Origin of the sequence: Hydrogenophaga electricum (assembly GCF_030160815.1) — a bacterium.
GTDB classification, from domain to species: Bacteria; Pseudomonadota; Gammaproteobacteria; order Burkholderiales; family Burkholderiaceae_C; genus Hydrogenophaga; species Hydrogenophaga electricum.
Genome location: NZ_BSPB01000079.1, coordinates 1 through 10,937 on the forward strand (window position 1 = coordinate 1; position 10,937 = coordinate 10,937).

11 protein-coding genes are annotated in these 10,937 nt (G+C 68.6%); 8 read left to right on the plus strand and 3 right to left on the minus strand.

The features are described from left to right. Positions 1-596, minus strand: a 596-nt coding sequence (locus QQK43_RS21625; protein ID WP_284309427.1) for a magnesium chelatase domain-containing protein, incomplete at its 3' end; no start/stop codon positions are given. A 394-nt stretch (positions 597-990) separates the two neighbouring features. On the opposite strand from QQK43_RS21625, the gene QQK43_RS21630 reads away from it, so the two are divergent. From QQK43_RS21630 to QQK43_RS21650, 5 genes are all read left to right on the plus strand, one after another. Further along, positions 991-1,329, plus strand: a complete 339-nt coding sequence (locus QQK43_RS21630; protein ID WP_234264562.1) for a P-II family nitrogen regulator — start codon at positions 991-993, stop codon at positions 1,327-1,329. Positions 1,330-1,362: 33 nt separating this feature from the next. Further along, complete coding sequence (locus QQK43_RS21635) at positions 1,363-2,751, plus strand: ammonium transporter (protein WP_284309428.1); 1,389 nt, start codon at positions 1,363-1,365, stop codon at positions 2,749-2,751. Between the two features lie 210 nt (positions 2,752-2,961). Further along, positions 2,962-4,101: a glycolate oxidase subunit GlcE gene (glcE, locus tag QQK43_RS21640; RefSeq protein WP_284309429.1), complete on the plus strand. Its 1,140-nt coding sequence runs from the start codon at positions 2,962-2,964 to the stop codon at positions 4,099-4,101. 3 nt (positions 4,102-4,104) lie between these two features. Further along, positions 4,105-5,337 (plus strand): glycolate oxidase subunit GlcF, encoded by a 1,233-nt coding sequence (glcF, locus tag QQK43_RS21645; protein WP_284309430.1) that lies wholly within the window; start codon positions 4,105-4,107, stop codon positions 5,335-5,337. Between the two features lie 185 nt (positions 5,338-5,522). Further along, entirely contained in the window at positions 5,523-5,939 is a 417-nt protein-coding gene (locus tag QQK43_RS21650) for a DUF3597 domain-containing protein (protein ID WP_234264566.1), read from the plus strand. A 227-nt stretch (positions 5,940-6,166) separates the two neighbouring features. Here QQK43_RS21650 and QQK43_RS21655 read toward each other — a convergent pair whose 3' ends face one another. Beyond that, a complete protein-coding gene (locus QQK43_RS21655) occupies positions 6,167-6,652 on the minus strand; it encodes a glutathione peroxidase (RefSeq protein WP_284309431.1) in 486 nt (161 codons plus the stop codon). A 176-nt stretch (positions 6,653-6,828) separates the two neighbouring features. Between QQK43_RS21655 and QQK43_RS21660 the strand changes: the two genes are divergently transcribed. Then, positions 6,829-7,992: a response regulator transcription factor gene (locus QQK43_RS21660; protein ID WP_284309432.1), complete on the plus strand. Its 1,164-nt coding sequence runs from the start codon at positions 6,829-6,831 to the stop codon at positions 7,990-7,992. Between the two features lie 22 nt (positions 7,993-8,014). On the opposite strand, the gene lplT is transcribed toward QQK43_RS21660, so the two are convergent. After that, the gene (lplT, locus tag QQK43_RS21665) at positions 8,015-9,298 is read right to left on the minus strand and encodes a lysophospholipid transporter LplT (protein ID WP_234264569.1); all 1,284 of its coding nucleotides are present in this window, start codon (positions 9,296-9,298) and stop codon (positions 8,015-8,017) included. Positions 9,299-9,470: 172 nt separating this feature from the next. On the opposite strand from lplT, the gene alr reads away from it, so the two are divergent. Both alr and QQK43_RS21675 read left to right on the plus strand, forming a co-directional pair. Next, positions 9,471-10,601: an alanine racemase gene (gene alr, locus QQK43_RS21670; RefSeq protein ID WP_284309433.1), complete on the plus strand. Its 1,131-nt coding sequence runs from the start codon at positions 9,471-9,473 to the stop codon at positions 10,599-10,601. 114 nt (positions 10,602-10,715) lie between these two features. Continuing rightward, on the plus strand, positions 10,716-10,937 hold a 222-nt coding region (locus tag QQK43_RS21675), incomplete at its 3' end, for a hypothetical protein (RefSeq protein WP_284309434.1).

Genomic DNA, 10,937 nt, shown 5'->3' on the forward strand with positions numbered 1-10,937 from the left:
GCGGCAGGCGTCGCGGCGTGCACGCGGGCCCAGCCGTTGTCGTCGGCCGGGCCGGCCTCGCCGTCGGGCCGTTCGGGCAGGAACTGCCGCACCACGTCCAGCAGATGCCGCGCCCGGTAGACCTGTGCGTCGGGCACCAGGGCCGCTTCTTCGGCACTGCCGGGCGGCAGCACCAGGCGCCGTGGCGCGGCGTCCCCGGCGGTGTGCACCGCCAGGCTCATGGCCAGGGCGCCGCGGACCGGCCGCAACTCACCGCCCAGTGACAGTTCGCCGGCGAATTCCCAGCCGTGCAGGCGCTCGCCGTCGATCACGCCGCTGGCGGCCAGGATGCCCAGCGCCACGGGCAGGTCGAAGCGCCCCGAGTCCTTGGGCAGGTCGGCCGGCGCGAGGTTGACCGTGATGCGCTTGTTCGACGGAAATTCCAGCCCCGCGTTGGCCAGTGCCGATCGCACGCGCTCGCGCGACTCCTTGACCTCGGTGTCGGCCAGGCCCACCAGCGTGAAGCTGGGCAGACCGTTGGCCAGATGCACCTCGACCTGCACGGGGCGGGCATGCAAACCGTGCAGCGCACGGCTGTGAACCAGTGACAGACCCATAGAACTCCCTGTTTTGGTGCATCCTGGCCAGAAGGTGGGTGGGCCTTGTCCGGCATGAATTGCACGATTTTGGTGCTTTTTCAGGTGCCACACGGGTTGCGCGTCTGAAGCGCGCGGCGCCGGGGCACCTGAGGGCGAACTTAAGCCTTGAAACGTGGATGTGTGGCCCGTGCGGGTCGGCCGATGCCCGAAATGTGACTTTCTTCGCAGGCCGGGGAACTCCCGGCTGGCACGTTCCCTGCTTGGGGCTGAAGGCGATGGATTCGCGGCCCGGCGTACCCGGGGCCACAGTCTGCATCCAAAGAGGGCACTGCGCTTTCCGGCCAGTGCCATGCGTTTCACCCGATGTCGGCCCCCGGGCCCTGACAACCTCCTGTCGAAGAGGAAACACAGCATGAAAATGGTTTCAGCCATCATCAAGCCGTTCAAGCTGGACGAGGTGCGCGAAGCACTCTCCGGTATTGGCGTGCAAGGCATCACCGTGACCGAAGTCAAAGGCTTTGGCCGTCAGAAAGGCCATACCGAGCTGTACCGCGGCGCGGAGTACGTGGTGGACTTCCTGCCCAAGGTCAAGATCGAAGCCGCTGTTGACGACGCCCTCGTCGAGCGCGTGATCGAGGCGATCGAAGGCGCGGCCCGCACCGGCAAGATCGGCGACGGGAAGATTTTCGTTTCCTCGCTCGAACAGGTGGTCCGCATCCGCACCGGTGAAACCGGCAAGGAAGCGCTCTGATCGCATCTCCCTGACACAAGAAAGATCACGGACATGAAAAAATTCCTTGCAACCCTGATGTTGGGACTGGGTCTGGCTTTCGGCGGCCTCAACGCCGTCGCCCAGACCGCCACCGAAACCGCCCCGGCTGCCGAAGCCGCCGCCCCGGCCGCTGCTGCCGAAGCCGCGCCGGCCGCCGAAGCCCCGGCTGCAGCGGAAGAAGCGCCCAAGGTCGATTCCGGCGACACCGCCTGGATGCTGACCTCCACCCTGCTGGTCATTCTGATGACCATCCCGGGCCTGGCCCTGTTCTACGGCGGTCTGACCCGCTCCAAGAACATGCTGTCGGTGCTGATGCAGGTGTTCGTCATCTTCTCCCTGATCAGCCTGCTGTGGTCCATCTACGGCTACAGCCTGGCGTTCTCGGGCGAGGGCAAGTTCTTTGGTGATTTCAGCAAGCTCTTCCTGAGCGGCGTGACCCCCGACACCTTTGGCGCGCTGTCGACGATCCCCGAATACGTGTTCATCTCCTTCCAGGGCACCTTCGCCGCCATCACCGTGGCGCTGATCGTCGGCTCCTTCGCCGAGCGCATCAAGTTCTCCGCCGTGCTGCTGTTCGCCGTGCTGTGGTTCACCTTCTCCTACGTGCCGATGGCCCACATCGTTTGGGGTGGCGGCCTGCTGGCCAAGGACGGCGCGCTGGACTTCGCTGGCGGCACCGTGGTGCACATCAACGCCGGTATCGCGGGTCTGGTGGGTGCCTACGTCCTGGGCAAGCGCATCGGCTACGGCAAGGAATCCATGGCGCCTCACAGCCTGACGCTGACCATGGTGGGTGCTTCCCTGCTGTGGGTGGGCTGGTTCGGTTTCAACGCCGGCTCCGCCGGTGCCGCCAACGGTGGTGCAGGCCTGGCCTTCATCAACACCGTGCTCGCCACCGCCGCTGCCACCCTGAGCTGGATCGCTGCTGAAGGCCTGATCAAGGGCAAGGCTTCGATGCTGGGTGCCGCTTCCGGTGCCGTCGCTGGCCTGGTGGCCATCACCCCGGCTGCCGGCTTCGTCGGCCCGATGGGCTCCATCGTCATGGGTCTGCTGGCCGGTGTGATCTGCCTGTGGGGTGTGACCGGTCTGAAGAGCATGCTCAAGGCCGACGACTCGTTCGACGTGTTCGGTGTCCACGGCGTGGGCGGCATCCTGGGTGCCATCCTGACCGGCGTGTTCGCTGCACCCGGCCTGGGCGGCACCATGGGCGACGACTTCGCCATCGGCGCCCAAGTGTGGATCCAGGTCAAGAGCGTGCTGTTCACCATCGGCTGGTCTGCCGTCGTGGCCTTTATCGCCTACAAGATCGCTGACCTGACCATCGGCCTGCGTGTGACCGAAGAACAGGAACGCGAAGGTCTGGACATCAGTTCGCACGGCGAAACGGCCTACAACCGTTGAGTCGTCCCCCGCGTGGCGGGCAGCATGCCGGCCTGGCCTGAAGCTGCCACGCATTTTTGAGAGTCTCCTTTGGATGTTCACCCCGCGTTGCCGCAAGGCACGCGGGGTTTTTTCTGGGGCGTGGCCCGCGGCGCCGGGCTGTGCCCGTTTGCAGGGTTTCATGCAAAAAATTCAACGGCATGTCCCAGGGGGCTCGCTACCATGGCGCCCATGCGAGACAGCCCCACGAACGAAGAACCCCAGGCCCTGATCGAGCGCGTCCGGGCCGCAGCCGCGGCAGCGCAGCCGCTGCGCATCACCGGTGGCCAGACCAAAGCCTTCTATGGCGAACCCGTTTCGGCAGAGCCCCTGAGCACCCGCGACTGGTGCGGCATCGTCAGCCACGAACCGAGTGAACTGGTGATCACCGTGCGCGCCGGTACCCCGCTGGCCGAAGTCGAGGCCGCGTTGGCCGAACAGGGGCAGCACCTGCCTTTCGATCCGCCGCACTTCGTGTCCGGTTCGGGTACGGGCGCCACCATCGGGGGTGTGGTGGCGGCGGGCCTGGCCGGTCCGGCGCGCGCCACCGTGGGCGGCGTGCGCGACTTCGTGCTGGGGGCACAGTTCATCAACGGCAAGGGCGAATGGCTGACCTTCGGCGGCCAGGTCATGAAGAACGTGGCCGGTTACGACATAAGCCGCGTGCTCGCCGGCTCTCTGGGCACGCTGGGCGTGATCACCCACCTGTCGCTCAAGGTGCTGCCGGTCGCGCCGGCCGAGGCCACGCTGGTGTTTCCGCTCGGCCAACACGACGCGCTGGAGCAGCTGCACCGCTGGGGCGGGCAGCCGTTGCCCTTGAACGCTTCGTGCTGGGTGAAGGACGACACCGCCCCCGATGCGCCCGAACTGCTGTTCGTGCGGCTGCGTGGTGCGGTGGCGGCGGTCGAGTCGGCCTGCGAGCGGATGACCCGCGAAGCCGGGGGCCAGCGCATGGACAACGCCCAGGCCGGGCCGGACTGGGCGGCCTGCCGCGACCAGACCCTGCCATTCTTCACGGCGCCCTCGCCCGAGCTGTGCCTGTGGCGGCTGTCGCTGCCGCAGACCGCGCCGGTGCTGGACCTGCCGTTTGCCGCACTGATCGAGTGGCAGGGCGCGCAGCGCTGGCTGTGGGCGCCGGCCTCGGCCGCCGACCAGATCCGCGCTGCGGCCGCTTCGGTGCAAGGCCACGCCACCCTGTTCCGGGCCGGGGCCGACGGTGCGCCCGGTGTGCGCCGCTTCAGCGCCGAAAGCCCGGCGCTGCAGGCCATCACGCAACGCCTGCGCGCCGCCTTCGACCCGAAGGGCCTGTTCAATCCTGGCCGGATGGGCTGAGTCATGCAAACCAACCTCGCCCCCGAACTCCAAGGCACGGCCGATGGCCTGGCCGCCGAGGCCATCCTGCGCAAGTGCGTGCACTGCGGTTTCTGCACCGCCACCTGCCCCACCTACCAGCTGCTGGGCGACGAGCTGGACGGCCCGCGCGGCCGCATCTACCTGATGAAGCAGGTGTTCGAAGGCGCCGAGCCGACGCGTGCCACCCAGCTGCACCTGGACCGCTGCCTGACCTGCCGCAACTGTGAGAGCACCTGCCCCAGCGGCGTCGATTACGGCCACCTGGTCGACATCGGCCGCAAGGTGGTGGACGCCAAGGTGCCGCGCCCGGCCACCGAGAAGGCGGTGCGCTGGCTGCTCAAGGAAGGCCTGACTTCGCCGGCCTTCGGCCCCGCCATGAAACTGGGCCAACTGGTGCGCGGTCTGCTGCCCGAGACGCTGAAGAACAAGGTGCCCGCGAAGCAGGACGCTGGCCGCTGGCCCACCGCCACCCACGCGCGCCAGGTGCTGATGCTCGCGGGCTGCGTGCAGCCGGCCATGATGCCCAACATCAACAGCGCCACCGCGCGCGTGCTCGACGCTGCCGGCATCCAGACCGTGGTCGCGCCCGAGGCCGGCTGCTGCGGCGCGGTGAAGTTCCACCTGAACGACCAGGACGGCGGCACCGCGCAGATGCGCGCCAACATTGACGCCTGGTGGCCGCACGTCGAAGCGGGCGTGGAGGCGATCGTGATGAACGCGTCCGGCTGCGGTGTCACCGTCAAAGAATACGGCCACATCCTGCAGCACGACCCGGCGTACGCCGCCAAGGCCGCGCGCATCAGCGCACTGACGAAAGACCTTAGCGAGTTGCTGCCCGCGCTGGTGCCGGTTCTGCAACCCAAGCTGGCGCAGCAACCCGACGCGAACAAAGTGATCGGCTTCCACCCGCCCTGCACCCTGCAGCACGGGCAGAAGCTCAAGGGGGGTGTCGAGAACCACCTGGCGGCGCTCGGCTTCACGGTGCAGGTGGCTCGCAACGAATCGCACCTGTGCTGCGGCTCGGCGGGCACCTACTCGGTGCTCAACCCCGAACTGGCCTACCAACTGCGCGACCGCAAGCTCGGACACCTGAACGAGCTGCAACCGGCCGTGATCGCCAGCGCCAACATCGGCTGCATCACCCACCTGCAAAGTGGCACGGCCACGCCGGTGCGGCACTGGATCGAGCTGCTGGACGACGCGCTGGCCGCCTGAGTGGGGTGGCATCCGGCGTCGCGCGCAGGGCACAGTCAGCGGTACTGCCTCACGGCCGGCCGCTGGCTCGGTGGCCGGAGGGCACCTGTCACGCGGTGGTGACACACCCGGGGTTATGCTGGCGGGCCGAGGCCGTTCGCGTCCGGTCCGGACCTTTTGCCACCCGACGCCACAGGAGCACCAGCATGGGTTTCTTCAGCAACATTCTCGAAAAACTGGGCATGAAGGAAGCGGCCGCTGCCCCCGTCATCATCCCGCCGGCTGCCGCCGCTCCGGCCCCGGCTCCCGCTGCAGCACCGGCTGCCCCGGCCGCGCCCGCAGCCCCCGTGGTCAATCCCATTGCCATGGTCGACGTGATGGCCCTGCTGACCGACAAGGCGGCCAAGCACCCCGAAAAGCTCAACTGGAAGACCTCCATCGTCGACCTGCTCAAGCTGCTGGGCCTGGACAGCAGCCTGGCTGCGCGCAAGGAACTGGCCAAGGAGCTGTACTGCCCCGACGAACTGATGGGCGATTCGGCCAAGATGAACATGTGGCTGCACAAGCAGGTGCTCGGCCACATCGCTGCCAACGGCGGCAACATTCCCGCCGAGCTGCTGTAAGCCGGTGCCGGACCGCTGACAGCCGCTGCCAAAACGCTGTCAGCAGGGTGGGCGCAGACTGCAAAGCCTGTTCAACACCCTTCCGGAGATTCCATGGCACACGCCCGCAACTGGTTTGAAATTCCCGTCGCCGACATGGCCCGTGCGATGCGCTTTTACGCTGCGCTCATGGGGCGGCACGCTGGCCGATCTGCTGCGTCCCGAAGGCCTGCACTGAGCGCGCCGGCTCAGGCCAGCGCGGCCTCTATGTCCTTGGCCAGCTTCTCGGGCGCGTCCTGGGGGGCGTAGCGTCGGATCACGCGGCCGTCCTTGCCGACCAGGAACTTGGTGAAGTTCCATTTGATGGCCTTGCTGCCCAGCAGCCCGGGCGCTTCGGCCGTCAGCCAGCGGTACAGCGGGTGGGCGTCGGCGCCGTTGACGTCGATTTTGCTCATCATCGGAAAGCTCACCCCGTAATTGCGCTGGCAGAAGGCGCCGATTTCGGCGTTGCTGCCCGGGTCCTGGTGGCCGAACTGGTTGCACGGAAAACCCAGCACCACCAGACCGCGCTCGCCGTAGATCTGGTGCAGTGTTTCCAGGCCAGCGAACTGGGGCGTGAAGCCGCAGGCGCTGGCGGTGTTGACGATCAGCAGCACCTGACCCCGGTAGCGGTCCAGCGGGACGGACTGCCCCTCGATGGAAAGGGCCTCGAAGGCGTAGAGGTCGGTGGCCATGGGCATTCCTGTCCGGAAAAATGAAACGGCGGGGACAAGCACTATGGCAGAGCGGGAACGCCCGTGTGTGAAATCGGACATGCCCGGCCGGCCGCGCCCACCGGGCGTGTGCAGGCCGGGCAATCCGGGCATACTGCGAAAAGTTAATTCCAACGTACACATTCCCGGGCAGGAACATGGGCAGCGCTTATTCGGTCGCCTTGGTCGGTTTCTCTGAAGCCGAATCGGCCACCTTCGATTCGTTTTTTCGCATGGCGGCGCGGCGCCCGCCGGCCTACCGGGTCCAGGACGAGGTGTTGGACGCCCAGATCCTGGTCGTCAACGCCGACAACGCCCAAGCCCTGCACCTGGTGCGTTACGCCGAACTGCCGGGCAAGGTCCTGCTGGTGGGCCATCACGACGGCGGCACGGGCTGGCCGCTGCAGCGCAAGCCGGTGCGGCTGGTGTCGGTGCTCGCGGCGCTGGACGCCCTGACCGGTGTGCGCCGCGGGGCGGCCGCCCCGCGGGAACAGGCGCCGGTGGCCGCCCAAGGCTTTGCGGCCACCGAGCCGTTCCACGCTTCCCTGTTGCAGGGGCTGGATGTCAGCATGCAGCGTGGCGGTCAGGTCACGGCGGCCACGGCCCCCATGGTGCCCGCGGTCAGAACGTCGCGGCGCCGCTCGGCCGACAGTGAATTTCCACCCACGCGGCCGTTGCGGCGCGCGGCTGCCGAGGAGCGCGTGACCACACCGCCCGCGGCCCCCTCGGTGCCCCCACCGGCACCCGCACCCGTGGCCGCACCGGCACCCCGGTCTGCCGCCCCGCGCGGCGAGCGCCCGGGGGTGGTGCGGCTCACCGACTTCGGGGGGCTGGAAGACCTGCCCGCACCCCTGTCGGTGCGGCCAAAGGCGCGGTCCACGCGCTCGCGCGCGCCGGCGGTGCCCGAGGTGCAGCGCGGGGACGCGCTGCTGGTGGCCGAAAGCCTGGTCGAAGGCCGCATCCTCTTCAAGCGTTTTGCCCGCTACGGCCTGTCGGTCGACTGGTCGCGCGAAGGGTCGCAGGCGCTGGCCATGCTCAAGGCCCACCCGTACCGGCTGGTGATCGTCGACCGCATGTCGCGCGACCCCGACGGCTTCCAGGTCTGCCGGCAGGCCAAGCAGGTGCGCCTGCCCAACGGCCAGGCGCCGGTGGTGGTGATGTTCGCGCCCAGTGCCGGCAGCATGGAGCGCATCAAGGCCGGGCTGGCCGGCGCCGACGCCTATTACTCGCGCTCGGTCACCGAAGCCGAGCTGTACCGCACCCTGGCCGCGCACCGGCTGATCAACCTGCACGCGTTCGAACCGACCAACGTGAGCTTCTGAGCGCGCACGCGGCGCGCGGCGTTCAGCCGTGCAGGTCGTCCCGCCGGGCGATCTCCAGCAGGCGTTCGAGCTCGACGCCGTGGTGCCGCTGGTTGTGCTGGTGCCAGCGCATGATCAGCCCCATTACCCCGGCCACGATCAGGCCGAAGATGGTGATGGCGGCAAAGGCCGACAGCCCCAGCCCGGTCGACAGGCTGTAGAGCGCCCCCAGGCCCAGGATGCAGGTCTGTTCGTTGAAGTTCTGGACCGCGATCGAGCGGCCCGAGCCCATCAGGTTGTGCCCCCGGTGCTGCAGCAGCGCGTTCATGGGCACCACCAGGAAGCCGCCCAGCCCACCCAGCAGCACCAGGAACGGGGCGGCGACCCAGACGTTGTCGATGAAGTTCATGCCGATCACCAGCAGCCCCATCGCGATGCCCAGCGGCATCACCCGCGTGGCCTGGTCCAGCCGCATGCGCAGCGAGGCGACCACCGCGCCCACGGCCGTGCCCAGCGCCACGACGCCGACCAGGCTGGACGCCTGCGTGGTGCTGTAGCCCAGCGCGGCGCCGGCCCAGGCCAGCACGATGTAGCGCAGGTTGCCGGACACGCCCCAGAACAGGGTGGTGGTCGACAGCGAGATCTGGCCCAGGTGGTCGCGCCAGAGCCGGCTGTTGCAGCGCCAGAAGTCGGGCAGCAGGGCCAGCGGGTTGCGCGGCATGGGCCGCGGGGTCACGCCGGTCAGCGGGATGCGCAGGTTGAACATGGCCGCCAGGGCGTAGACACCCACCAGCACCGCGATGGCGGCCTCGGCCGGGTGGTCGATCCCGAGCGAAAGGCCTGGCAATTGGATCGCCATGAGTTGGGCCGAGAGGTAGGGGCCAACCAGCTGGCCGCCCAGCAGCACGCCCAGAATGATGGAGGCGATGGTCAGGCCCTCGATCCAGCCGTTGGCCTTGACCAGCTGAGAGGGTGGCAGCAACTCGGTGAGGATGCCGTACTTGGCCGGCGAATAGGCCGCTGCGCCCAGGCCGACCAGCGTGTACGCGGCCAGCGGGTGCACGCCGGTGAGCATCAGCAGGCAGCCGGCGACCTTGATCGCGTTGCTGATGAACATCACCTGCCCTTTGGGCCGGGCGTCGGCGAAGGCCCCCACGAAGGGGGCCAGGGCGACATAGAACAGGGCGAACAGCGGCACCAGTGCCGCGCTTTGCCATTCGGGTGCGTGGCGGCTGCGCAGCAACTCGATGGCGGCCACGAACAGCGCGTTGTCAGCCAGGGAGCTGAAGAACTGCGCCGTCATGATGGTGTAGAAGCCGCGCTTCATGGGGATGATTCTGTGGACCGGGTGGTCTGGGCACCGTTTGGGCCCGGGTCAGCAGCGGTTTTTTGTGCGAAAGTCGGCGCTATCTCCAAGGATGCGGGGTTATAGCATGGCACCCTGAAGGGCCCATGAAGCGCCACCGCCGCCCGTTCTCCCGCCGTTTTCTGTTGTTGCCATGCCCCGCCCGATCCTCGCCACCGTCCACCCCGAAGGGCTTCGCCACAACCTCGCACAGGCCCGGGTGCGGGCACCCGATGCCCGGGTCTGGGCGGTGGTCAAGGCCAATGCCTACGGGCACGGCATCGAGCGCGCCTTCGAGGCCCTGCGCGGTGCCGACGGTTTTGCGCTGCTGGACCTGGCCGAAGCCGAACGGCTGCGGGCCCTCGACTGGCGCGGTCCGATCCTGCTGCTCGAAGGCGTGTTCGAGCCGCGCGACCTGGAGCTGTGTTCGCGCCTGGGGTTGTGGCACGCGGTGCACTGCGACGAGCAGATCGACTGGCTGGCCGCGCACAAGACCCAGCAGCCGCACCGGGTGTTCCTCAAGCTCAACAGCGGCATGAACCGGCTCGGCTTCACGCCCGGCGCATTCCGCGCGGCCTGGGCCCGCCTGAGCGCCTTGCCCCAGGTCGACGAAATCGCCTTCATGACCCACTTCAGCGATGCCGACGGCCCCCGCGGCATCGACCACCAGGTGGCGGCTTTCGAGGCCGTCACCGCCGACCTGGCTGGTGAGCGCACGCTGTGCAACACGGCCGCGATGCTGCGCCACGCCAGCCGGCCGCTGCGCGGCGTGGGCGTGAGCACGCTCGCGGCCGACTGGGTGCGCGAAGGCATCGCGCTTTACGGCAGCGCGCCCGACTACCCGGAAAACAGCGCTGCGCACTGGGATCTGCAGCCGACCATGACGCTGAGCACCCGCGTCATCGGCACCCAGCGGCTGCAGGCCGGGGATACCGTGGGCTACGGCTCCACCTTCACGGCAGACGGACCGCTGCACATCGGCGTGGTGGCCTGCGGTTATGCCGACGGTTACCCGCGCCACGCGGGCACCGGCACGCCGGTGCTGGTGAACGGGGTGCGCACCCGGCTGGTCGGCCGGGTCAGCATGGACATGATCACCGTCGACCTGTCGCCGCTGGACGCCGCAGGGGTGCCCGCCGGCCTCGGCAGCGAGGTGGTGATGTGGGGCGTCTCGCCCAGCACCGGTGCCGTGCTGCCGGTGGACGAGGTGGCCCGTGCTGCCGGCACCATCAGCTACGAGCTGTTGTGCGCCGTGGCGCCGCGCGTGCCCTTCGCGCCGGTCTGACCGGTCGGGCACGGTCCGGTCGGCGTTCGGGCAACGGGGCAATCGCCTGTAGGGGGTGGGGGTATTGTACCCCTGGGGGTATATGAATATACTCGGCCCGTACAGGAGAACCCCATGCGTGCCGCCGATCTGTTTGCTGTTTTTGCCTTGCCCCTGGAACGGGCATCCACCCGCCGGAGCCGGCCTGGGCGCGTGCGAGCGGCCTGGCGTCTGATCGTGGCGGCGGCCTTGCTGCCGCTGGCGGCGCTGGCGCAGACCGGCCCCCGCGTGCCGGTGGTCACGCTCGGTGCGCAGGCGGTGGCGCCCACGGCGGTGTTCGACGGCACCCTGCAGGCG

Excerpts from the sequence above, each read along its gene's own strand:
- QQK43_RS21660 (WP_284309432.1), top strand. The coding sequence starts at position 6,829 with ATGGGCAGCGCTTATTCGGTCGCCTTGGTCGGTTTCTCTGAAGCCGAA.
- QQK43_RS21635 (WP_284309428.1), top strand. The coding sequence starts at position 1,363 with ATGAAAAAATTCCTTGCAACCCTGATGTTGGGACTGGGTCTGGCTTTC.
- QQK43_RS21655 (WP_284309431.1), bottom strand. The coding sequence starts at position 6,652 with ATGGCCACCGACCTCTACGCCTTCGAGGCCCTTTCCATCGAGGGGCAG.
- glcE (WP_284309429.1), top strand. The coding sequence starts at position 2,962 with ATGCGAGACAGCCCCACGAACGAAGAACCCCAGGCCCTGATCGAGCGC.
- alr (WP_284309433.1), top strand. The coding sequence starts at position 9,471 with ATGCCCCGCCCGATCCTCGCCACCGTCCACCCCGAAGGGCTTCGCCAC.
- QQK43_RS21630 (WP_234264562.1), top strand. The coding sequence starts at position 991 with ATGAAAATGGTTTCAGCCATCATCAAGCCGTTCAAGCTGGACGAGGTG.
- glcF (WP_284309430.1), top strand. The coding sequence starts at position 4,105 with ATGCAAACCAACCTCGCCCCCGAACTCCAAGGCACGGCCGATGGCCTG.
- lplT (WP_234264569.1), bottom strand. The coding sequence starts at position 9,298 with ATGAAGCGCGGCTTCTACACCATCATGACGGCGCAGTTCTTCAGCTCC.
- QQK43_RS21650 (WP_234264566.1), top strand. The coding sequence starts at position 5,523 with ATGGGTTTCTTCAGCAACATTCTCGAAAAACTGGGCATGAAGGAAGCG.